This window comes from Aureitalea sp. L0-47, assembly GCF_026126405.1.
Lineage (GTDB): Bacteria > Bacteroidota > Bacteroidia > Flavobacteriales > Flavobacteriaceae > Pukyongia.
Window position 1 is genome coordinate 202891 of the sequence record NZ_JAFMTQ010000003.1, and the last position, 23902, is coordinate 226792.

Sequence of the window (23902 nt, forward strand, 5' to 3'; positions counted from 1 at the left end):
AACATCATTTTGATGAAGAAATACATTTTTCCACTTCTTTTTTTACTTTTCATTTCCTGCGGAAGCGATACGGTTAAAACAGATTTCGATTTCACCACTACATTCGAGAAATCAGAAGGTTTTGAAACGGCTACTTATGATGAAGTGATCGAGTTTTACGAAAACCTCGCCGCTCAGCATACCTCTATTGCTATCTACGAAATGGATAAAACAGACAGCGGCAAGCGACTTCATTTGGTCACTTACAACCCTAACCGGAGTTTTGAGTCGGAATTCTCACGAGATCAGGAAGTTTTAAGAATACTGATAAACAATGGTATTCATCCAGGAGAGAGCGACGGCATTGACGCATCCATGATGCTAATGAGAGACCTGGCCGAAGGAAAGATCCCGGCACTTGAAAAGAGCATAGTTGCGGTGATCCCAGTCTATAACATTGGCGGGGCATTAAATAGAAATTCCGGCACTCGAACCAACCAGAACGGACCCGAGGAATACGGTTTTCGCGGTAACGCCAGAAACTACGACCTCAACAGGGATTTTATCAAAGCCGATACCCGCAACGCCCGAGCCTTTATAGACCTGTTTCAAACGGTTAAACCTGATTTGTTCATTGATACCCATGTAAGTAATGGCGCCAACTACCAATATACTCTTACCCATTTATTTACTCAGCACAATAAACTGGGAGGGGTATTAGGTGATTATACTCAGACTACTTTTATGCCACGCCTGGAAGATTCCTTGCAAAGCAAGAACTGGGACATAACCCCGTATGTAAATGTATTCAATAGGACTCCGGAAAGCGGATTCTCGCAGTTTATGGACGGTGCCAGGTATTCTACCGGATATACCACGCTTTTCAACACCCTGGGGATGATGGTGGAGACTCATATGCTGAAACCTTACAAACAACGAGTGGAAGGAACCTATGCTCTACTTAGAGAATTCATTCGCATATCGGATGCAGAAGCAAGTACAATATTAGATCTCAGAAAAGTGGCAAACGCCAGTTTCAATATTGGAAATAGTTACCCGATAGGCTGGGAGATCGATAGTACCAAAACCACCACCCTGAATTTCAAGGGATATGAAGCCGAAATGCTGGATAGCGAGATCACAGGCGCACAACGGCTTAAATACGACCAAAACAAACCCTTCACTAAGGAGATCACGTATTACAATCATTTCAAACCCTCAAAATCGGTAAACATTCCTAAGCAATATGTTATTTCGGGTGGGTATTGGAATGTAGTGGAATTATTGCGACTTAATAATATCCGCTGCGACTATGTGAAAAAGGACAGTACGATCACAGCCGAGGTGTATCGTATCGATTCGTATGAGACCAGTCGTCGTCCGTACGAAGGCCACTATCCGCATTACAACACAAAAGTATCCATAAGTAAAGAAGAGGTCACCATAAAAGAAGGCGACTATATCGTGGAGACGGCACAACCTGGTATACGGTACATCCTGGAGACTCTGGAGCCGGAGGCACCGGATTCGTTTTTCAATTGGAATTATTTCGATCCAATCCTAAGACAAAAAGAAGGATTCTCACCTTATGTTTGGGAGGATATGGCCCTTGAAATTCTGAACAGTGATCCAAATTTAAAAGCCGAATTTGAACAAAAGAAAAGTGAGGATGAGCAATTTGCCAGAAATTGGTACGCCCAATTAGATTGGATACATAAAAGGTCTCCTAATTACGAAAAAGCACATTTAAGATACCCGGTCGTGAGGGTGAGTGAGTAAGTATTCCTTCGGAAATAGAAGCTTAATGTTCTCATACGATTCCTGAAGTGCTTTCTGGGTCTTTGCAAAATTCTTCCACTTCACTTTAAGTATGCCTTCCTTCACCTGTGGTTTAAACTCCCCGTCAAATTCAGAATACATTTGAAACCAATAGGTTATTTTAAGTTTGAATTTTCCGTTGCGTTTAAACACGTGATAGGTTGTAGTAAGATATTTTTTCACTTCCAAACCAGTAATTCCTGTCTCTTCTTCAACCTCACGGACGGCGGCTTCCTGGTGACTCTCGTTCTTTTCGATCCCTCCCTTCGGGATGTCCCACTTACCGTTTCGATAAATGAATAGAATCTCACGTTTGTTGTTGTATACCAGCCCTCCGGCCGCTTCAACCACGGGTAATTTTTTCCGAAGAAACTTCTCCAACGACTCCTCATTTTTATGATAGAGATTCACATAGATCAGCTCTCCCTCATTGATCTTTTTGATCAATTTTTTGAAGCGCGCAAACTTGAGCGGTATCGAAGTATACTGCTTGCCAATATTTTTCTCGGTAGAGAGAATTATTGGAATGTCTTTCACAAAAACTTTATACATTTGCAGTATGATTTTAAACAAGGGAACCGCCCAGAAAACGGCCGAATTACTGCTGCAAATTAATGCAATAAAATTACAACCTCAAAATCCTTTTCAATGGGCATCCGGATGGAAATCTCCAATCTATTGCGACAATAGAATTACCCTGTCCTTTCCCACTATTCGGAATTATCTCCGAGAGCAGATCGCGAGGCAGATTGAGCACTTATACGGAAAACCAGATGTGATCGCCGGTGTTGCTACGGGAGCCATCGGAATTGGTATGCTAGTAGCCGATTACCTTAATGTTCCTTTCTGCTATGTTCGTCCGGAAGCAAAAAAGCACGGCCGACAAAATAAGATCGAAGGATTGGTCGAAACTCACCAAAACGTGGTTGTTGTAGAAGACCTTATAAGTACTGGCAAGAGCAGCCTGGCAGCCGTTGAGGCTTTAAGAGAGGCCGATCTCAATGTGAAAGGTATGGTAGCCATTTTCACTTACGGTTTTGAGGTTGCCGAAAACAATTTTAAAGATGCGAATGTCACACTTCATACCTTGAGTGATTATTCGGAGATCGTTGAGCAGGCAGAACGCTCAGGCTATATCAATTCGGAAGAAAGTTCATTATTGTCTCAATGGAGGAATGACCCCGCAAACTGGGACCCGAAGATGACAGTTGATTCTGAAAAAAAATAACAAGGGCCTTATCACCTTAAGCTATGCAAATAGAAAGTAGAAAAGTAAATGTTCAAAAATCTGCTGAAGACCTATGCACATTTCTCAGTAATGTTGAGAATTTTGAACAATTAATGCCCGAAAATATCAGCAAGTTTGAATTGTTGAGCGAGACTTCTTTCGTTTTTGCTCTGAAGGGAATGCCGGAAATCGGTCTCGAAGTTAAAGAAGTGGATTCGCCGAACAAGGTATCTCTTGGAGCAATAAGTGATAAGATTCCTTTCGACCTATCCGGGAACATAGAGGAAACAGGTTCGGATACTTCTAAAGCCATCCTTACATTCAATGGGGATTTCAATCCTATGATGGCTATGATGATAAAAGGACCCATTACGAAGTTCCTGGAAACCCTGGTTTCAAATATGGAAAAACTTTAAAGGAGCAATTCTATTTCCTTTAGCTGAAATTTTTCTGAAACTCCACTCTCTAATTCAACTACAAGGTCGCCGGATCTGTTTACCCCTGCGATTCGGCCATTAAATCTTGTTCCATCTGCCCTTTTAAATTCAGAAATAATACCTTTTCTGAATAGTCTGGACTCATATTTCGAATGAATAATTTCGAAAGGAGCTGAATGAATGTTCCGCAGTTCCTCAAATACCGACTCCCCTACTGTTTCTATCACAAGATCGAGATCATAGGCTTTCCCCGTAGCCAATAACAAAGAACCAGCATTAGGAAGATCCGCAAAATTTTTATTGTTAACGTTAATGCCGATACCAATAACAGAGGAGACAATGTTCTCACCTTGCAACTGATTTTCTATAAGAATACCGGCAATTTTCTTGTTGGCTGACATAATGTCGTTAGGCCATTTAACCGAAACTTCAGGAACTTCGAGGGAGTCCAGGACAGAAGCAACGCTAAGCGAAACAGCCAAATTGATAGCCACAGACTGTTCAGTAGGAAGCTGGGAATACCTCTTTAACAGGCTAAACGTAAGACTCTTACCCGGTTCCGAGTACCAGGATGCTCCTCTCTGACCCCTTCCGCTCAATTGAGAATTGGCACAGACAACTGTTTCATCATTCAAAGGAATTTCTGAATTCAACTCCTTGAGATAGGAGTTGGTGGACGCAATGGCACTAAGTTTGATTAAATGCAACGGGGTAATGAATGTGTTACTTTACAGTTTTTATAACGTTTCAAGAAACAAAAAAGTAATAACTTTGCGCAAATAAAAAAATTTTAATGTTAGAGAGAGAAACCGGAACAGATCAACTCGTATCTCAAATAATATCAGGAATTGAAGAAGTTAAGGGTCAGAACATCGAAATCCTCGACCTTAGAAAAATTGAAAATACGGTCTGTGACTATTTCATAATTTGTGATGGAACATCTAACACCCAGGTAAATGCCATAGTAAATTCTATTCAGAAAATAGTCAGTAAATCCATCAAAGAAAAGCCCTGGCATGTAGAAGGAAGTGATAATGCAGAATGGGTCCTGCTGGATTACGTTCATGTAGTAGTTCATGTTTTTCAGAAACACATTCGAGAGTTTTACGATATAGAAGGACTTTGGGGAGATGCCAAATCCGTTAAAATAGAAACAACATACTAATTTAGAAGAGGCCTTATGGCGAATGAGAATAAAAAACCCGATATGAAGAAGCCCAGATTCAATGCGTATTGGATCTATGCGGCTATTATCATGATTTTTTTGGGTATACAATTTTTTGGAGGAAACAGCTGGTCTCAACCAAATAAAACCACGCAAGCGGAATTTGAGAACTTCCTGCGTGATGGGGATGTAGATCAGATCGAGATCATCAACAAGAAATTAGCTAAAGTATATCTAACCCAGGAAGCCAAGCAAAAATCTGTACACACAGGGAATAAAAAACCCAGTTTTTTCTCCAATGGCAGTGAAGCTGCATACCAGTTTGAATTCGGGGATCTGCAGAATTTCGAGAATACCATAAATGAAATCAAAGCGGAGAACGACCTGAATACCAAGATCGTTTGGAATACAGATAGCAATATGTGGGGAGAATTATTCCTTACGCTTCTTCCGTTCATCGTGATCATTGGAATCTGGATCTTCATTATGAGACGAATGTCTGCAGGCGCCGGTGGTGGTGCCGGAGGGCAAATCTTTAATATTGGGAAGTCGAAAGCAAAATTATTCGATGAAAAAGCGGAAGTAAAAACATCATTTAAGGATGTTGCCGGTTTAGAAGGGGCCAAAGAAGAGGTTCAGGAGATCGTAGATTTCCTTAAGAACCCGGACAAATACACCGCCCTGGGAGGTAAGATCCCTAAAGGAGCTCTTTTGGTAGGACCTCCGGGTACTGGTAAGACGCTTCTTGCCAGGGCTGTTGCCGGTGAGGCAAAGGTGCCTTTCTTCTCACTTTCGGGATCCGATTTTGTCGAGATGTTTGTAGGGGTAGGTGCTTCCAGAGTACGTGACCTTTTTAAACAAGCAAAAGAAAAATCTCCATCAATAATATTTATTGATGAAATTGACGCCATCGGTAGGGCTCGTGGAAAGGCAAATTTTTCGGGATCGAACGATGAACGAGAAAATACCCTGAATCAACTTTTAACCGAAATGGATGGTTTTGGGACCGATAGTAATGTGATCGTTATTGCTGCCACAAACAGAGCGGATGTCCTGGATAAAGCATTGATGCGTGCAGGACGTTTCGACAGGCAGATCTATGTGGATCTTCCTGATGTGCGTGAGCGAAAGGAGATCTTTGAAGTGCACCTTCGTCCTATCAAGAAAGATGATTCGGTAGACACCGATTTCCTTGCTAAACAAACGCCAGGTTTCTCCGGTGCTGATATAGCCAATGTTTGTAATGAAGCAGCACTGATCGCTGCCAGAGGTGAAAAGAAAGCGGTTGGTAAGCAAGATTTCCTTGATGCTGTTGACAGGATCGTTGGAGGTCTCGAGAAAAAGAATAAAATAATCACTCCTGAAGAGAAAAAGGCGATCGCCGTGCACGAGGCCGGGCATGCCACAGTTAGTTGGATGCTTGAGCATGCAGCACCGCTGGTTAAGGTAACTATTGTACCTAGAGGGCAATCACTCGGAGCTGCCTGGTACTTGCCCGAAGAACGGTTGATCGTTCGCCCGGAACAAATGCTGGATGAAATGTGCGCAACAATGGGTGGCCGTGCTGCCGAGAAGATCGTTTTCGATGAAATTTCGACGGGTGCCTTGAGCGACCTGGAAAAAGTAACCAAGCAGGCTCGAGCCATGGTAACAATCTATGGGTTGAATGAAGAACTTGGTAATTTAACCTATTACGATTCTTCCGGGCAAAGTGATTATGGATTCACCAAGCCATATAGTGAAAAAACGGCTGAGCTGATCGATAAGGAGATATCGAACCTTATTGAAACACAATACCAAAGAGCTATCAAACTCTTGCAAGAGAACAAAGATAAACTCATGGAGCTTGCCGAGGAATTACTGGAAAAGGAGGTTATATTCAAAGAGAGTCTTGAACGAATCTTTGGTATAAGACCTTTTAAGAACCGAGAAGAAAAGATCGCAGAGGCTGAAAAGAAAGCTCCATTGAAAGCACAGGATGAAATTCCCACCACCGAGGAACCGGTAGAACCCAAATCCTAAATCTTTAGTTTCAGGAACACAACTTCGATTTAGATTTTATATCTTTGAGAATAAGCGAATTTTTCGAACTCCTCAATACCCAAAAATGAGTCTATTCAAAAGACTTTTAAACCCGAAAAAAGGCAAATCAGAAGAAAAAGTAAAAGGTTCTGATCAAAGTCGCTATTTCCCTGAGGAGAAATTACCCATAGACGAACGTTTCACTTACAACTTTAATCGCAATGGAGGAAAGTTTCTCTATTGTGAGAATGTAGAGGAAATCCTTGAAGCATTTGATAATATCCTGCTCGAAAACGATTGGTATGAGCGGGATGTTTTTTGTTTGGACGAAAAGTTGATCAATCGCTTCGACGGGTTCAACTTGTCATTTACAAAAGACACTAATTCCACATTTTTCCTCTCTAATTGCGAATCATTGGTTTCAAACAACGGTTCCATCCTACTTTGTTCCAAACAGATCAAAGAAAAAAAATTACACGAGCTTCCGTCTAACTTCGTGATCTTTGCAACTACGAGTCAGTTGGTTGAAAATATCAGCGAAGGATTACGAAAGATTAAGTCGGTTAACAAACGTCACATCCCGAGCAATATCACAACTATTCAGGACTTCGAAACAAATAAAGAAAAGGATTTTATGAGTTATGGGAGTAGCACAAAAAACCTATATTTGCTCTTACTCGAAGACCTGTAATTTATGAAGGAACTTATCGTGCGTTCAATATCGGGAGTGCTTTACATCTCGATTGTGATCTTTTCATTATTCACTTCGCGCGAATGGTTCATGGGTCTCTTTTTTATACTTGCAGCGATCTCGCTCAATGAATTCCTCAGGATCATACGATTGAAAAGTTATATCTCCTACATTTTGCTGGGGCTTTTTTTCTATTTCTTCAGTTACGATATTTTCGAACCGCATGCGCTCACCATTCTCCTGATAATGTGCACCTTCGTATGTTTGTTTCTTCTGAAGGACCTACTCTGGACCAGCATGATTCCCTTGTTCGAAAAGAAAAAATATATCGCAGTGATCTTTTACCTGATAAGCGGTTTTGTATTCCTCACACTTATTCCAATGCACAATGGATACTTCTCCCCTGAAATTGTGGTAGGTATCTTCGTACTGGTTTGGAGTAACGATAGTTTCGCCTATTTAATTGGTAAGAACTTCGGAAAACACAAACTCATGGAACGAATCTCTCCAAAAAAGACCATAGAAGGATTTATTGGAGGTTTGCTGGGTGCTCTGGGTGCTGCTTTTATTATCTTTGAATACTTTGATCGTTTTCCGCTATGGATGTGGATTGTGATGGCGCTCATCGCTTCCATCTTTGGTACGATCGGAGACCTGATCCAGTCAAAGTTTAAACGACAGGCAGGCGTAAAGGATAGTGGTATTCTTATGCCTGGCCACGGAGGTTTATATGATCGGCTTGACAGTATTATTTACGCAAGTCCATTCTTGTATGCCTTTATAGAAATTTCTGAATATGTTTCATAAGGAAGGAAATAACATTATCCTAATTACGCTTTCACTCTGTATTTCACTGGGTCTGCTCACTCATATAAATGTAGATAATGATATCCTGAGGTATCTTATTTTTGGAGCAATTATCGTTTTTCTGATACTGATATTGCAGTTCTTCCGAAATCCAAAACGAAATTTTGCGCTAAACAAAACCAAGGTCTTATCTCCGGTAGATGGAAAAGTAGTTGTGATCGAAGAGGTGTTTGAAAAGGAATACTACAATGAAAAACGGCTTCAGATCTCGGTATTCATGTCTCCACTAAATGTTCACGTAACACGTTATCCCACAGGTGGAGAGGTAGTTTATAGTAAATACCATCCTGGGAAATACCTCGTAGCCTGGCACCCCAAGTCCAGCGAAGAAAATGAACGGACCACAGTGGTTGTGCGATCCGAAGAATTCGGGGATGTTTTACACAGGCAGATCGCAGGAGCCATGGCCAGAAGGATCGTCAATTATGCCAAAAACAGTGAGCAAGTGGAACAGGCTTCGGATAGTGGTTTTATAAAGTTCGGGTCGCGCGTTGATGTATTCTTGCCGCTGGATGTAAATGTACAGGTTGAATTAAATCAGAAAGTTAAAGGAGGAATCACTGTATTAGCCTCGAAATGATCATGAAACCGTCCAAATTGGATATTGAATTTCAGAAAGCGGTTGATAGTATTAACGGCCATAAAGATCCATTCCCCGCAGATGTGCTTCTTCGACTTTATGCCTACTACAAGCGTGCTACTAATGACGAGGATCGGCCAAGCGGAGGCAAACCACTAATCAACGCCTTTAAGACGAATGCGTTATTTCAGACACAACATCTCACAGTAGATGAGGCCAAAGAACTCTACATTGAAACCGTAAAGAATTATTTTATTTACAGGAAGTAACTATTGTAAACTTGCAAGACTAGCTTTGAGGGTTTCGATCTTCGCAAGCGCATCAGCCTCCTTATTTCTCTCTATTGTAACTACTTGTTCCGGAGCATTATTTACAAAGCGTTCGTTGCTTAATTTCTTTTGAACACTTTTTAGGAAACCTTCGGTATAGGACAATTCTTCCTTGATCTTCGCGATCTCTTCTTCCACGTTGATCGCACCGGCCATTGGAAGGAAATACTCGTTCGACTTCACCCTGAAGGTAAGTGCTCCTTCCAGTGGTGCATCTACATAGTTTAGTTCAGATAAGTTTCCAAGTTTGCTGATGATAGCATCGAAGTTGGTTGAGATGTTCTCGTTATTGATCACGGATACTGCTATACTATCTTTGAAGGAGATATTCTTTTCTTTCCGAATGGTTCGGATACCTGAGATCACTTCGGAAGTAAACTTGAAGTCCTTGATCATTTTCGCATCGAATCCTTCGGTTTTCGGCCAGCTGGATACTATGAGGGCTTCCTCAGGCGAACGTTCGGTGATATGCTGCCAGATCTCTTCAGAAACAAAAGGAACAAACGGATGTAATATCTTCAGATTGTCCTCCAGTAACTCAATGATACCATCGAAAGTTTTTTTATCGATAGGCTTACCGTATGCCGGCTTCACCATTTCCAGAAGCCAGGAACAGAAGTCGTCCCAAATTAGCTTATAGGTAGACATCAGCGCATCACTGATTCGGTATTTGCTGAAATGATCTTCAATTTCAGCTAGTGTACTATTAAACTTATTTTTATACCATTCGATCGCTATGGCTCCGGTTTTAGATGGTTCAATTTCCGAAGAGACCTCCCAGCCGTTAATAAGACGGTAGGCGTTCCATATCTTGTTTACGAAGCCACTCCCCTGCTTACACAGGTCTTCGTCGAACATCAGGTCGTTCCCGGCGGGAGAACTCAAAAGCATTCCTACGCGAACGCCGTCCGCTCCATAACTTTTCATGAGTTCGATTGGATCCGGGGAGTTCCCCAGCGACTTACTCATCTTACGACGCTGCTTGTCTCTTACGATACCGGTCAGGTAAACATTTTTAAAAGGCTTATCGTCCCGATATTCGTATCCTGCAATGATCATGCGAGCTACCCAAAAGAAAAGGATCTCTGGGGCCGTAACCAGGTCGTTGGTAGGATAGTAGTAATTGATATCCTCATTATCCGGTTCCATTATACCATTGAATACACTAATAGGCCATAACCACGATGAGAACCATGTATCGAGCACATCCGGATCCTGCTTGAGGTCTTCAATGGTCAAATCTATATTTCCGGATCTATCCTTTGCCAGTGCTAGAGCTTCTTCCCTGGTTTCGGCTACTACGAAATCATCTTCACCATCTCCGAAGTAGTAAGCTGGTATCTGGTGACCCCACCAAAGTTGTCTTGATATGTTCCAATCCCGAACGTTTTCCATCCAGTGACGGTAGGTATTGATAAACTTCTCTGGTACCAGGTTTACGTCTTTATTGAGAACTGCATCCAGGGCGGGTTTGGAGATATCCTTCATATTGAGGAACCACTGGTCGCTGAGCTTAGGCTCGATAACAGCCTTTGTGCGTTCACTTGTTCCTACTTTATTCACATATTGCTCGATCTTTTCAAGCGCCCCAATTTCTTTTAGTTCCTTAACTATCTCTTTACGAACCACGAAACGATCTTTACCTTCGTAATGGAGCCCGAAGCTATTCAGACTGGCATCATCGTTGAAGATATCGATGACTTCCAGGTTGTGTTTATCACCCAGTTCTTTATCATTCTCATCGTGGGCCGGCGTCACTTTCAGGCAACCGGTACCAAAATCCATAGCTACATATTCATCTTCGATGATTGGGATTACACGGTTACAGATAGGTACAATTGCTTTTTTTCCTTTCAGATGAGTGTAGCGTTCATCCTCAGGATTTATACAAATGGCGGTATCCCCCAAAATGGTTTCAGGACGCGTGGTTGCAATGGTTAAGTGTTCGTCGCTACCTTCGATCTTATAATTCAGATGAAATAGACTTCCTTGTTTCTCTTCATAGATCACTTCCTCGTCAGACAAGGTAGTAAGTGCCTCCGGGTCCCAGTTTACCATGCGGTATCCCCGGTAGATGAGTCCTTTATTGTACAGATCGACAAAAACCTTGATTACCGAGGCCGAAAGATCCTCATCCATGGTAAATTTTGTACGATTCCAGTCGCAGGAAGCGCCTAATTTCTTGAGTTGTTCAAGGATAATACCTCCGTGCTTGTGGGTCCATTCCCAGGCATGTTCCAAAAATTCTTCACGGGTGATATCACTTTTGTCTATCCCGTCCTTCTTGAGCTTGTCTACCACCTTGGCTTCCGTAGCAATTGAAGCGTGGTCCGTACCCGGAACCCATAGTGCATTATAGCCTAATAATCGTGCTCTTCTGATAAGTACATCCTGAATGGTGTTATTCAGCATGTGTCCCATATGCAGCACTCCTGTAACGTTTGGCGGAGGAATTACAATGGTATAAGGCTCTCTTTCATCAACTTCTGAATGAAAATAACCATGCTCCATCCAGTAGTCATACCACTTATTTTCAACACTTTCAGCACTATATTTTGCCGCTAAACTCATAGTTTGGTCCAATTTTTGGAATAAGTAAGCAAAAGTAGGTATATCTGCAGTATTATGAAAGTGAATAACTTATTTTGCAGGTTGCCAAAAAGATAGCTACATTAGCATACCTTAAATTTAAAGAATCATGAAAAAACTAGTACTTATAGCGTTATTTGCTTTAATTGGTTACGGGGTTCAAGCCCAGGCCGAAATCCAGTTCAAACAGGAGACTATTGATTATGGCAAAATAGCCAAAGGAAGTGACGGGGTAAGAGTATTCGAATTTACGAATACAGGTAATAAGCCACTTGTTATTAACGATGTGAAATCCAGCTGTGGCTGTACGGTTCCAAAGAAACCGGATGGACCTATTGCTCCGGGTGAATCCAGCACCATTCAGGTGAAATATGATACCAAGCGTGTAGGACCTATCCGTAAGACCGTAACTGTATATTCCAATGCTTCAGAAAAGATCAAAGCCCTGAAGATAAAGGGAGAAGTTCTTGCTGATGGAAAAAGCGTACTTGAAAAGACAAAATAAATACCAATTGAATAAATAGGTAACCCTCGCAGTTTGCGGGGGTTTTTTTATATGACCTCACGGAGCACGAACTTCTTCTTCTGCATGATCCCATTCCTCGATATTTCCAGGTAAATCGTTCGTCCTGCTTTTGAGGAGAATAGGCTAATGACTTCGTACAATTTGTACTTAAAACTGGCTTTACCGTTGATCTTTACTACCTCATCTCCCTTCATGATACCAGCTTCTTCTGCCGGTGAATCCGGCCGTACTTCAGCGACTACATATTTAGGAGCGAGGAAGAACTGGAGTGTTGGCGATTTGTATACATCAAATATGGCTGTGGCCTCCCTTTTTTCTTTGGTCATCGTAACAGGGTCGATCTTAAAATAGTCTACTTCCCGAACCGGGATGAGTCCGTCATGCTCCAGCGTAAGCCCGGCCATATTGTAATAGAATGGATCATCGAAATTGCTATTCTGTTTTAATGTCATGGTCTGTTCGCGATAGTTCATAATGACCGTGAAACGTCGCAATACTTCACTCCCCAGGCTGCCTTTACGATCGGGTAGGGATTTTATATTCTTCACTGTATTACTATCGGGAAATGAAGCTGTTACCTTTTCAAGTTGAAATTCATCGATGTTGAGTTTTTTAATCTTGGATCTTTTTCCGTAGATATTCCCACTCAAACCGAGCCCAAGGAAGTCGTTGAAGTAATTTTTAGGTACTTCGGAAATAAAATCTTTTTCATCAAACAACCACAGGCCATCACTCGATCCGGTATCCAGCAGGACAAGGAAATCCTCTTCCTCTGTATCTGAGGCAACCCTGACGTTTATGAACGGCTTTTTATTGTGGAACCGCATAGGAATGTCCACACATTTCCTACATTTCCTTTTTCTGAAGGTATCAGGTCGATAGAGGGTAATTCGTTTAGAGCTATAATCGGTTTTTACTACAAAATCCTTGAAAAGATCGAAACCAATAATTCCGTGAATAGGTATACCCATACGTGTGGAGAAATTAATTTTACTATCTACCACCATGTATACTCTGTGATTATTATCGATCGCTCTGCCTATTTCTAATTTGTTGCGATTACTCACAATTGCATCTATTGAACCACCTTCACCTAGTCCTCGCAATTTTATGGGTTTTGCGTTATTTAGCTGAACAGAATCCAGTTGTTCAACGGAAAACAACAAGGTGGAATTCACACCCGTATCCAGAAGAAAAGATAGTTCGGTACCATTTATTTGAATAGGAATGATTACGAGGTTATTTACCAGCTCGAATGGAATTTTTTCCCGATTCAACGATTCCGGCAATTGAAAACCTTTTTGAGCAAACACCAAAGGCCCACAGAGTAGTGGCAGGAGCCACAAACTAAGGAGTAGACCGGCATTCGCGAATTTTTTCATAGTAATCAAGATATGGAAAAATTCGCGAATGCTTTTGCTTTCTATATGGATTTATAAATATATTTCGCAACTTTGTTAGATAATTCAAATCGCATGCCTTCTATATCACAAAAAGGGCTCTCAATGCCCGAATCTCCTATAAGAAAGCTGGTTCCATATGCCGAGAAAGCATACAAGGCAAATAAAACCGTCTATCACCTGAATATAGGCCAACCGGACATCAAATCGCCTATTGGGGCTATGGATGCCGTGGCGCAACACTCACTCGAGATCCTGGCCTATACACGGTCGGAAGGTTCGGAGCCATATCGACAAAAGATCGCACGATATTATCACCGGAATAATATTAAAGTGGAGGCAGACGATATTATCGTTACCACAGGCGGTAGTGAGGCCCTGCTATTTGCTATGGGTTCTATCGCAGATATCGGAGACGAAATCATTATCCCGGAACCATTTTATGCCAACTACAATGGATTTGCTACAGCTTCTGGTGTAAAGATCGTTCCTGTGATCTCTAAGATCGAGAATAATTTCGCCTTACCTCCCATTGAAGAATTTGAAAAGCTGATCTCACCCAGAACCAAGGCAATTTTGATCTGTAACCCTGGTAATCCAACAGGATACTTGTACTCAAAGGAAGAGATTCAGAAACTGGCGGCAATAGTTAAGAAACACGATCTATTCCTTGTGGCAGATGAAGTGTATCGTGAATTTGCATACGATGGGCTTACACATTATTCCATCCTCGAAGAGGAAGGCATAAACGATTATGGTATCATTATCGACTCTGTATCGAAGCGATACAGCATGTGCGGCGCTCGTATTGGATGCCTGGTTTCAAAGAATCCGAACGTGATCCGTACCGCACTTAAATTTGCACAAGCCAGGTTGAGTCCGCCTACCTTTGCCCAGATCGCCAGTGAAGCGGCCCTGGAAACCCCTCAGTCTTATTTTGATGATGTTATCGAGGAATATGTCGAAAGGCGTGATACGCTGGTAAGCTTGCTGGAAGCTATTCCAGGTGTTAAGGTTGGAAAGCCAAAAGGAGCCTTTTATTGTATAGTAGAACTTCCTGTCGAAAACAGCGATGACTTTGCACAATGGCTTTTGGAATCTTTCGATGTGAACGGGGAAACTGTTATGGTAGCTCCTGCCGCAGGGTTCTACTCGACTCCCGGTGTAGGTAAGAATCAGATTCGTATCGCCTATGTTTTGAAAAAAGAAAGCCTGGTAAAAGCAGTAGCAATCCTGAAGGCCGCGTTGGCACAATACCCCGGCTAATGTTGATCGAAAAAAACAAATCGCTTCGGGAATACAACACTTTTGGTATTGATGTCCTGGCCAAAGCGTTTGTATCTATTACCTCCGACGAAGCGCTTACAGCCCTACTTAAATCCTATAAACCAAAAGATCTCTTTATCATAGGTGGTGGAAGTAATTTACTTTTAACGTCCAACATCGACAAACTGGTAGTTCACATTAACCTGAAAGGTATTTCTGTCGCTTCGGAAACCGAAGACATGGTTATTCTGGAAATTAGCGCGGGTGAGAACTGGCATGAGTTAGTTATGTATTGCATAGAAAGGGATTATGGAGGCATCGAAAACCTTTCACTAATTCCCGGGAATACGGGCACCGCCCCTATCCAGAACATCGGGGCCTACGGAGTAGAAATAAAAGATGTCTTCGAAAGTTGTAGGGCCGTCGAAACACTTACCGGTGAATCCAGGATCTTCACTGCTGAAGACTGTAAATTCGGGTATCGGAATTCAGTATTTAAGAATGAACTGAAAGGCAAGTATATCATCACTTCCGTGAACCTTCGACTTACTAAGAAAAACCACGAACTAAATACTTCCTATGGTGCAATTGCGGATATTCTTTCTGAAAAAAATATTGATAAACCTGAAATTAAGGACATTTCCGATGCCGTGATCGCCATTCGTCAATCAAAACTACCCGATCCTGCTGAGCTTGGAAACAGCGGAAGTTTTTTTAAGAACCCGATTCTGAACAAAGCTGCATTTAGCTCCTTCCGAAGTAAATTCCCGGAAGCCCCGTTTTACGAAGTTTCTTCATCAGAATTCAAAATACCTGCAGGCTGGCTTATCGAAGAAGCCGGATTTAAGGGAAAACGATACGGAGATGCCGGAATTCATGAAAAACAGGCACTGGTATTAGTCAACCACGGGAACGCAAGTGGATTGGAGATCTGGGAGCTCGCTCAGCGTATTCAGAAAAGAGTGAAGGTACTATTCAGTATCGATATTGAACCGGAAGTGAACGTTATCTAGTCGAGACCCAGGAAAGCGTCTACGACATGAACAACCCCATTGGTCCCGTTGATATCGCTCTTGCCAACCTTAGCTTTATTTCCTTTTGAATCCGTTATATAAATATTATTTCCACTCCGGGTAACCGACAATTTTTCTCCACTTAAGGAAGTAAGGTTAACCCTTCCCTGTTTTAAGGCCTGAGTGATAGTTACCGAATCGTAATTACCCTCAACGACATGGGTTCGTACCGCCGAACTCATAAGTGCTTTGGATTCTGAATTCAGCAGGTCTTTCGTCGTTTCCTCACCCAATGCTGCTATGGCCGCATCCGAAGGAGCAAAAACTGTTATTGGACCTTCGCCGTTCAGAAGAACTTCCGATAATTCCGCAGAGACCACGTAGCTGGCAAACGTTTTACAATCGCCGTTGCTCATTAACCTGGCCATTACACTATTCGACCTTCTCAATGATTCTACGCTGGGAGGCTTCTTCTCAGCAGGTTCTTCCGGAACCACTTCTTCAATATCAACTTCAAGATCAGAATCGGCAACCTCCTTGTCGGTACTCTCTTTGCACGAGGTTATAACAAGAATAGAGATCAAGGCAAAAAGAAAAGTATATCGTAAGCGCATAGTGTGTTGTTAAAATACGAGGCTAAAATTAACCAAATTCGCTACATTTCACCAAGAAAGGTTGTATTTTTGCACCATCAATTTGAGATTATGGGAATTTTTGTTATCACCTTGCTTCTATTGCTGCTCGCCGTTGCCGGAATTGCAATTAAAATATGGGGTAAAAAAGACGGAAAATTCGCGGGTACCTGTGCAAGCCAGAGTCCGTTTCTGAATAAAGAAGGAGAGACTTGTGGTTTTTGTGGCAAAACCCCGGACCAGTTTGATTCTTGTACCGAAGAAGCCCATAAATAGGCTATATATTTTAAGGCGTTTATGCTGATTGTTTATCTGCTTGGAACTATAATTCTTTTTAACTGCGCCTATTATCTCCTCTTCTCAAAATTTTCCTTCTCAAAAGTAATTGAAAGAAAGGCTGCTGTTCATTACCCGGTCTCTGTCCTGGTGTGCTCAAAAAATGAAGCTGAAAATCTAAAAGCTCATATACCCCTATGGTTGGAACAGGAGTACGAAGATTTTGAACTAATTTTAATCAACGACGCATCTACAGATGATACGCTGGAAGTCATGGAGCAGTTTGCCCAGGGGGACCCGCGTATAGCGATAGTTGATGTTGCCACCAACGAAACATTTTGGGGAAGTAAAAAATATGCACTCACCCTTGGCATAAAAAAGGCAAAACACAAAAGGTTGCTGTTTACCGATGCAGATTGTAAGCCGGCATCTAAACATTGGATCTCACAAATGGTTTCCCAACTGGATGAACGAAAGCAGATCATTCTCGGCTATGGTGCCTACCAGAAAATGCCCGGTTTACTGAATGCTATAATAAGATTTGAAACCATCCTTACTGCCACGCAATACTTTTCCTATGCGATGGCCGGAAATCCTTATATGGGAGTTGGACGTAATATCGCCTATACTTCAAATATCTTCTATGAGAATAGCGGTTTCACCTCGCATATGAACATCCAATCGGGTGATGATGACCTCTTTGTAAACAAAGCGGCTACACCTTCAAATACGGGACTGCAGTTTCATCCGGATTCGTTTACATACTCCATACCTAAGACTACATTTCGTGAATGGCTGCTTCAGAAAAAACGTCATACAACAACCGCTAAATTTTACAAATTCAAGCACAAGTTCCTACTGTCTGCGTTCTTCTTCTTTAACCTGTCCTTCTGGATCCTGACTATGATTGGTTGCCTTGGCTCTTACTGGAAATTAGTGGTCCCAATGATCTGCTTCCGGTTTCTTTTTCAGATGTTGATCCTCGGAAAAGTCGCAGCCAAATTGAAAGAACGACCTCTTATCATTTTTATACCGATACTCGAACTGTTTCTTGTCTTCCTGCAATTAGTTATCTTTAGTAGCAAAAGAACTTCATCACATGCCAACTGGAAATGACCAAGATAGAATTACTGAACAAATCACACTGGCCAAAAGTGGCAAGCAGTCGGCATTTAGGTTTTTGCTGGACCATTTCTGGAATGAAGTGTACGGTTTTCAGCTAAAACGAGTAATGGATGAATACGAAGCTGAAGACATCACCATTGAGACTTTTTCAAAGGCTTTTGACAAAATTGAGAGCTTCGATACCAAATACGCCTTCAATACCTGGCTTATCACAATTTCGAAGAATATTCAGATCGATAAGAGTCGAAAGAAGAAGGCTTCCATCCACTCTCGCACCACTGATACCGACGACGAACACGTGCATCGGATTGCCGATATATCACCAACCCCGGAAGACAAGCTTATCACAGAACAGAACCTGGCAGAACTCTTGCTATTTATAAAGCAACTCAAGCCACACTACCAGGATGTGATCAACCTGCGTTACTTCCAGGAGATGAGCTACAACGAAATTGCCGAGCATATTAATGAACCCCTTAGTAATGTTAAGGTACGGTTGCTGAGAGCAAAGAAATTACTGTCGGAAATAATAACACAAAATCATACGCGTTGACAATCTCCCTGAGGAAATTAGGGCCCGGATTCATCTTCGCCGGGGCTGCCATTGGAGTTTCTCATTTGGTACAATCCACCAGAGCAGGTGCCGATTTTGGATTCGGACTTTTATGGGCACTGCTTCTTATCAATGCAGTAAAGTATCCCTTTTTTGAATTCGGCCCCCGGTTTGCCTCCGCCACGGGAGAGTCACTCCTGGAAGGCTACCGCAAAATGGGTAAGGGAGTGATCTATCTGTACTTCGCAATCACCTTCGCTACCATGTTTACCATTCAAACGGCGGTTACCATCGTAACGGCAGGTATCGCTACTTCACTTTTTGGTATTGGTACACCAGTAATATGGACGGCAGTTATCACAGCCATATGCCTGGCAATTCTGGTGATTGGCCGATACAAGATCCTGGATTCCCTTATGAAGATCATTGTGATCGGACTTACCATCAGTACTTTGATAGCAGTGGCCTTTGCCATTGAACCGGCAGGACATACAACTTTCAAACAGGTATTTCCTACGGAAACAGCCGCTGTTGCCTTCCTGATCGCTTTCATGGGATGGATGCCGGCACCGCTGGATATTTCAATATGGAATTCTATCTGGACCGTAGAAAAAAAGAAGCTTGAACCCTCCATTAATCCAGAACAATCACGATTCGATTTCAACGTAGGATACATCACCACAACAATACTGGCTATTGGTTTCGTGGCTCTCGGTGCCGTTGTCATGTTTGGTAGTGACGAATCTCTTTCTCCACAAGGCGGTGAATTTGCCAACCAACTGATATCTATGTATACCCGAAGCCTGGGGGATTGGGCAAAATTGCTCATAGGGATCGCAGCACTCACAACCATGTTCAGTACCACACTCACAACGCTAGACGGATCTCCAAGGGTAATGCATAGAACCACCGAAATCATAACGAACAAAAAGATGAAAAACGGCTACCTGTATTGGTTGATCGTACTTGCATCTGGCACCTTGATCATCTTCTTTTTTCTTCTTTCTGAAATGAGACTACTTGTACAAATCGCTACAATTCTCTCTTTTCTAACGGCGCCATTCTACGCAATTATGAACTATAAGCTTATCACAGGAGCTCATACCCCAAAAGAAGCCAGACCGGGGATAAAGCTGCGAATCTACAGTGTTATTTCGATACTAATAATTCTTGGATTCAGCGGTTGGTACCTTAGCACACTTTTATGATCTTATTATTCTAATCTTTGTACCTTTGTGGCCGCTATGGAAGTTAAGACAGTCGAAATTCAAAAACCGCAACCCAAGCCAAAATGGCTTAGGGTAAAGTTGCCTACCGGCAAAAAATACACCGAACTTCGAGGGTTGGTGGATAAATACAACCTGCATACCATCTGCACCAGCGGGAGTTGTCCTAATATGGGAGAATGCTGGACCGAAGGTACAGCCACCTTCATGATCCTTGGTAATGTTTGTACGCGCTCCTGCGGATTCTGCGGAGTGAAAACCGGTCGACCGGAAATGGTGGATTGGGACGAACCGGAAAAAGTGGCACGATCGATCAAGATCATGAACATAAAACACGCGGTTATTACTTCCGTGGATCGTGACGACCTAAAAGACATGGGGTCGATTATCTGGGCGGAAACCGTTAAGGCAATCCGAAGAATGAATCCCGAAACTACCCTTGAGACCCTGATCCCCGACTTCCAGGGAGAAACAAGGAATATAGACAGGATTATAGACGTTAAGCCCGAGGTTGTTTCTCACAACATGGAAACGGTTAAACGACTTACCCGCGAAGTTAGGATACAGGCAAAATACGAACGTAGCCTGGAAGTCCTAAGATACCTCAAAGAACAAGGCATAGAACGCACAAAAAGCGGTATCATGCTTGGATTAGGGGAAACAGAGCAGGAAGTGATTCAAACCATGGAGGATCTCCGTGGGGTTGGGCTGGACATTGTTACCATCGGTCAATATCTGCAACCCTCCAAGAAACACTTGCCGGTAAAGGAGTTCATTACCCCGGAACAATTCAAGAAATTGGAGACTATCGGACTAGAAATGGGATTCCGTCATGTGGAAAGTGGTGCGTTGGTTAGATCTTCATATAAAGCTCAAAAACACCTTACCTAACTCCTGATGAAAACCCCGATCAGTATTGGCATCAATGGTTTTGGCCGTATAGGTCGAACACTGTTCAGGACACTTATTGATCATCCCGAGATTAGGGTGACAGCCGTAAATGATGTGGCAGATGCTGCCACCATGAGCCATCTCTTAAAGTACGACAGCATACATGGTGTACTTCCAAATACCGTGGATTATACCGAAAATTCGATCCTGGTTGACGACAAAGAAGTGATTTTTACTTCGGAAGCGGATATAAACAACATTCCCTGGGGACCATTGGATGTGGTGATTGAATGTACCGGAAAATTCAAAAGTAAAGAAGAACTTCAGAAGCACATCTCGAACGGTGCTTCAAAAGTAATACTCTCCGTTCCACCGCTCGACGATACGATCAAAACTGTAGTTTTAGGGGTAAATGATGAAATAATTTCAAAAGAAGATACCATTCTCTCAAATGCTTCATGTACCACGAACAATGCAGCACCAATGTTATCGGTGATCAAAGAGCTCTGCGGAATCGAACAGGCTTACATCACAACTGTACACTCCTATACCACCGATCAAAGCTTGCACGATCAGCCGCACCGCGACTTGCGAAGGGCTCGAGCCGCTGGCCAATCGATTGTTCCTACTACAACAGGAGCCGCTAAAGCGCTCACAAAGATATTTCCGGAACTTTCCGCTGTCATCGGGGGTTGCGGAATACGTGTCCCCGTTCCCAATGGTTCTCTTACGGATATCACCCTCAACGTGAAAGAAGAAGTAACGATTTCAGAAGTGAATAAGGCTTTCAAAAAAGCCGCAAGTGGACGTCTAAAAGGGATTCTTCAGTATACGGAAGATCCAATAGTTTCGGTTGATATCATAGGAAATAACCACTCTTGTATCTTCGATGCAGGCATGACCTCAGTAATCGGAAAGATGGTAAAAATCATTGGCTGGTATGACAACGAAGTGGGATATTCTTCAAGAATTGTAGATTTAATCCTACAAATATCGAGGAAATAACTATATTTATCGTCCAAGTACATAGTTTTGAGCGCCCGAATAGTAAATCTTACTTGGTTAAAAATCTGGGTTTTGGCCCTTTTTTTGTTTGGACTTGACTGTTATTCACAACAGGTTGAGCAGGACTCCGTACAACTTATTCAGAACTATCAGATGTTGGCTCGTGACGCGATTGCCAAGCAAAAATTTGATGATGCTATAGTACAACTCATCAACGCGAATAAGCTCGCTGCCGACTACTCCGACCCTTCTTATAAGTCTTCACTCCAACTGGAAGTTGCGGAATTGCATTATTTCCTTGAAAATTATGTGAAGGCCAACAAAGAGGTGGACCTCGCCTTATCAAACCTGGAAAAAGAAAACAACGACATTCTTAAGGCGCACGCTTATAATCTTAAAGGCCTAATTCTTACGCGCCTCAACGATCTATCAAAAGCCGAAAACTTTTTTCGACGTGCCGAGAGCATTTATACTGCACAAGGAAGTGAATCTCAGCGCGCAGGCGTCCTGCTGGGACTAGGAGATCTCGAGCGTAAAAATGGCAAGCTCACGGATGCCATCAATTACTACAATGCTACAATAGCCGTTTTTGAAGAAAACGATATGCCTTTTCAATTGGCTTCAGCCTATTTGAGCAAAGCGGAAGCCCTCATTGAACTGGAGGATCCTTCTACTGAGGCCTCAATCTCTGCAGCTACAGAATCATTGCTAAAAGCATCGGCGCTCATCGATGAAAATGCATTCACTAAACTAGAAGTTCAGAGCTACAAGGTAGCATCCCATATCGCTTTAAAAAGAGGAGATCTTGCAGAGATCAACAAAAATCTCCATTTGTACGAAACAAAGAACGACTCCCTTCAACAGGCTTACTTGCAGGCCATTGCAAAGGGAGTTGAGATCGAGTCCAGCGTTAGTAGTCTGAAAGAAGTAATCCAGGCTCAGAAATCGAATATCGATAAACAACAGAAATCGATCAATTTCGGTAGGATGACCACGGGATTGAGTATTGCGCTTATCGTGATCCTGTCGCTGTTAACTCTCTCACTTTATAAAAACAACAATCTGCGAGCGAAGGCCAACGAATTACTTCAGGATAAGAATATCGAATTACAACTCGCAAAAGAAAAAGCGGAAAAGGCATCATTGGCCAAAGCGCAATTCTTATCTACCATTACCCATGAACTTCGTACACCTCTGTATGCAGTAACAGGTTTAACACATCTCTTGCTGGAGGAAGATCCGAAACCGCATCAGAAAGAACATCTGAATTCCTTGAAATTTTCCGGGGAGTACCTGTTATCGCTTATCAACAATATCCTTGACCTCAACAAACTGGAGGCCAACAAGGTGGAGATAGAAAAAACTACCTTCTCATTGAAGAAGCGCATTAACGACGTATTGATCGCACTGAAGAAATCGGCCGATGACCGCAAGAATAAACTACATTTTGAGTATGACGAGTCTATCCCGGACCGACTTGTAGGGGATCCGCTTAAACTTTCTCAAGTGCTTATTAACCTGATCGGTAATTCGGTGAAATTCACCCAGAACGGCGATGTCACCGTGCGTGTTCGAAAACTGGAAGAGAAGAATAAAAAGGTTTCTCTGCATTTCGAGATCGAAGACAATGGTGTGGGAATTTCAAAAAAGAAACAAAAGAGCATATTCGAAACCTTCTCACAGGCATCGCTTCAGATCAACCGGAAGTTTGGTGGAACCGGCCTCGGTCTTTCTATTGTAAAGAACCTATTGGAACTTATGGGTAGTAAGATCAACCTTGAGAGTCAGTTGGGGAAAGGTTCGAAATTCTGGTTCAATATTAATTTAGACATTTCGGAAGAGATCAAAGAAGAGATCAATCCGAAGAATATCATATACGACGTGGATTATGTAGCCCTTGAAAACAGAAAGATACTAGTGGTTGAAGATAATAAGATCAACCAGATGATCACCCGTAAGATCTTAGAAAAGAACAAAATGGAGTGCATGGTGGCCGATAACGGTATGGATGCTATCAAACTTGTGAAACAGCATGATTACGATGTGATCCTTATGGATATCCACATGCCGGGAATCAGCGGTATCGAAGCCACACAGAAAATCAGGGCCTTCAATAAAGATATTCCAATCATCGCGCTAACTGCCGTTACTATAGACGAAAACCTGGACGACTTCTACAGGGCCGGTTTCAACGAGATCATTCCAAAACCGTTCAAGACGGAGGAATTCTTCGAAAAGATCTATCGTTCCATCAGTAATAAAGCCTTTCCAGTAAATAGTTAAG

24 protein-coding genes are annotated in these 23902 nt (G+C 42.4%); 19 read left to right on the forward strand and 5 right to left on the reverse strand.

From position 1 onward, the window contains the following. The first annotated feature begins 12 nt into the window (after positions 1-12). Positions 13-1758, forward strand: a complete 1746-nt coding sequence (locus J1N09_RS05575; RefSeq protein WP_265198776.1) for a M14 family metallopeptidase — start codon at positions 13-15, stop codon at positions 1756-1758. On the opposite strand, the gene J1N09_RS05580 is transcribed toward J1N09_RS05575, so the two are convergent. Then, complete coding sequence (locus J1N09_RS05580) at positions 1726-2349, reverse strand: NUDIX domain-containing protein (protein ID WP_265198778.1); 624 nt, start codon at positions 2347-2349, stop codon at positions 1726-1728. The two genes, J1N09_RS05575 and J1N09_RS05580, sit on opposite strands and share 33 nt — an antisense overlap. A gap of 7 nt (positions 2350-2356) precedes the next feature. Between J1N09_RS05580 and pyrE the strand changes: the two genes are divergently transcribed. Together pyrE and J1N09_RS05590 are read left to right on the forward strand one after the other, a co-directional pair. Beyond that, positions 2357-3025 (forward strand): orotate phosphoribosyltransferase, encoded by a 669-nt coding sequence (gene pyrE / locus J1N09_RS05585; protein WP_265198779.1) that lies wholly within the window; start codon positions 2357-2359, stop codon positions 3023-3025. Positions 3026-3048: 23 nt separating this feature from the next. Continuing rightward, the gene (locus J1N09_RS05590; RefSeq protein ID WP_265198781.1) at positions 3049-3441 is read left to right on the forward strand and encodes an SRPBCC family protein; all 393 of its coding nucleotides are present in this window, start codon (positions 3049-3051) and stop codon (positions 3439-3441) included. Here the strand turns inward: J1N09_RS05590 and J1N09_RS05595 are convergent. After that, on the reverse strand, positions 3438-4169 hold the full coding sequence (locus J1N09_RS05595; protein ID WP_265198782.1) for a biotin--[acetyl-CoA-carboxylase] ligase: 732 nt from the start codon (positions 4167-4169) through the stop codon (positions 3438-3440). The genes J1N09_RS05590 and J1N09_RS05595 overlap by 4 nt on opposite strands. Positions 4170-4255: 86 nt before the next feature. On the opposite strand from J1N09_RS05595, the gene rsfS reads away from it, so the two are divergent. The 6 genes from rsfS to J1N09_RS05625 all read left to right on the forward strand — a co-directional run bounded on the left by rsfS (position 4256) and on the right by J1N09_RS05625 (position 9056). Then, positions 4256-4627, forward strand: a complete 372-nt coding sequence (gene rsfS / locus J1N09_RS05600; protein ID WP_265198783.1) for a ribosome silencing factor — start codon at positions 4256-4258, stop codon at positions 4625-4627. A gap of 15 nt (positions 4628-4642) precedes the next feature. Further along, complete coding sequence (ftsH, locus tag J1N09_RS05605; protein WP_265198784.1) at positions 4643-6649, forward strand: ATP-dependent zinc metalloprotease FtsH; 2007 nt, start codon at positions 4643-4645, stop codon at positions 6647-6649. 85 nt (positions 6650-6734) lie between these two features. Beyond that, the gene (locus J1N09_RS05610; RefSeq protein ID WP_265198786.1) at positions 6735-7340 is read left to right on the forward strand and encodes a lactate utilization protein; all 606 of its coding nucleotides are present in this window, start codon (positions 6735-6737) and stop codon (positions 7338-7340) included. A 3-nt stretch (positions 7341-7343) separates the two neighbouring features. Next, positions 7344-8147 carry a phosphatidate cytidylyltransferase gene (locus J1N09_RS05615; protein WP_265198788.1) on the forward strand — a complete coding sequence of 268 codons (804 nt, stop codon included), beginning with the start codon at positions 7344-7346 and terminating at the stop codon, positions 8145-8147. Further along, positions 8137-8787 carry a phosphatidylserine decarboxylase family protein gene (locus J1N09_RS05620; protein ID WP_265198790.1) on the forward strand — a complete coding sequence of 217 codons (651 nt, stop codon included), beginning with the start codon at positions 8137-8139 and terminating at the stop codon, positions 8785-8787. The genes J1N09_RS05615 and J1N09_RS05620 overlap by 11 nt, the downstream gene beginning before the upstream one ends. Before the next feature lie 2 nt (positions 8788-8789). Beyond that, a complete protein-coding gene (locus tag J1N09_RS05625; protein WP_265198791.1) occupies positions 8790-9056 on the forward strand; it encodes an acyl-CoA-binding protein in 267 nt (88 codons plus the stop codon). Here the strand turns inward: J1N09_RS05625 and J1N09_RS05630 are convergent, their stop codons facing one another. Continuing rightward, the gene (locus J1N09_RS05630) at positions 9057-11687 is read right to left on the reverse strand and encodes a valine--tRNA ligase (protein WP_265198793.1); all 2631 of its coding nucleotides are present in this window, start codon (positions 11685-11687) and stop codon (positions 9057-9059) included. Between the two features lie 127 nt (positions 11688-11814). Between J1N09_RS05630 and J1N09_RS05635 the strand changes: the two genes are divergently transcribed. Then, entirely contained in the window at positions 11815-12210 is a 396-nt protein-coding gene (locus tag J1N09_RS05635; RefSeq protein WP_265198795.1) for a DUF1573 domain-containing protein, read from the forward strand. Positions 12211-12257: 47 nt separating this feature from the next. Here the strand turns inward: J1N09_RS05635 and J1N09_RS05640 are convergent, their stop codons facing one another. Further along, positions 12258-13613 carry an aspartyl protease family protein gene (locus tag J1N09_RS05640; protein WP_265198796.1) on the reverse strand — a complete coding sequence of 452 codons (1356 nt, stop codon included), beginning with the start codon at positions 13611-13613 and terminating at the stop codon, positions 12258-12260. 93 nt (positions 13614-13706) lie between these two features. On the opposite strand from J1N09_RS05640, the gene J1N09_RS05645 reads away from it, so the two are divergent. After that, a complete protein-coding gene (locus J1N09_RS05645; RefSeq protein ID WP_265198799.1) occupies positions 13707-14897 on the forward strand; it encodes a pyridoxal phosphate-dependent aminotransferase in 1191 nt (396 codons plus the stop codon). Beyond that, a complete protein-coding gene (murB, locus tag J1N09_RS05650; protein WP_265198801.1) occupies positions 14897-15910 on the forward strand; it encodes a UDP-N-acetylmuramate dehydrogenase in 1014 nt (337 codons plus the stop codon). Before J1N09_RS05645 ends, murB begins: the two co-directional genes overlap by 1 nt. Here the strand turns inward: murB and J1N09_RS05655 are convergent. Next, positions 15907-16524, reverse strand: a complete 618-nt coding sequence (locus J1N09_RS05655) for a fasciclin domain-containing protein (RefSeq protein ID WP_265198804.1) — start codon at positions 16522-16524, stop codon at positions 15907-15909. The two genes, murB and J1N09_RS05655, sit on opposite strands and share 4 nt — an antisense overlap. Before the next feature lie 90 nt (positions 16525-16614). Here J1N09_RS05655 and J1N09_RS05660 point away from each other — a divergent pair, with 90 nt between their 5' ends. From J1N09_RS05660 to J1N09_RS05690, 7 genes are all read left to right on the forward strand, one after another. After that, a complete protein-coding gene (locus J1N09_RS05660) occupies positions 16615-16818 on the forward strand; it encodes a membrane or secreted protein (protein WP_265198805.1) in 204 nt (67 codons plus the stop codon). Positions 16819-16839: 21 nt separating this feature from the next. Next, positions 16840-17934 carry a glycosyltransferase gene (locus J1N09_RS05665; RefSeq protein ID WP_265198806.1) on the forward strand — a complete coding sequence of 365 codons (1095 nt, stop codon included), beginning with the start codon at positions 16840-16842 and terminating at the stop codon, positions 17932-17934. Further along, positions 17918-18496, forward strand: a complete 579-nt coding sequence (locus tag J1N09_RS05670) for an RNA polymerase sigma factor (protein ID WP_265198808.1) — start codon at positions 17918-17920, stop codon at positions 18494-18496. Before J1N09_RS05665 ends, J1N09_RS05670 begins: the two co-directional genes overlap by 17 nt. Beyond that, complete coding sequence (locus J1N09_RS05675; protein ID WP_265198809.1) at positions 18493-19704, forward strand: Nramp family divalent metal transporter; 1212 nt, start codon at positions 18493-18495, stop codon at positions 19702-19704. Before J1N09_RS05670 ends, J1N09_RS05675 begins: the two co-directional genes overlap by 4 nt. Positions 19705-19740: 36 nt before the next feature. Further along, positions 19741-20613: a lipoyl synthase gene (lipA, locus tag J1N09_RS05680; RefSeq protein ID WP_265198811.1), complete on the forward strand. Its 873-nt coding sequence runs from the start codon at positions 19741-19743 to the stop codon at positions 20611-20613. 6 nt (positions 20614-20619) lie between these two features. Further along, positions 20620-21618 (forward strand): type I glyceraldehyde-3-phosphate dehydrogenase, encoded by a 999-nt coding sequence (gap, locus tag J1N09_RS05685; protein WP_265198812.1) that lies wholly within the window; start codon positions 20620-20622, stop codon positions 21616-21618. A 72-nt stretch (positions 21619-21690) separates the two neighbouring features. Further along, positions 21691-23901, forward strand: coding sequence for a response regulator (locus J1N09_RS05690; protein ID WP_265198814.1), 2211 nt, complete (start codon positions 21691-21693; stop codon positions 23899-23901). The last annotated feature ends 1 nt before the right edge of the window (position 23902 follow it).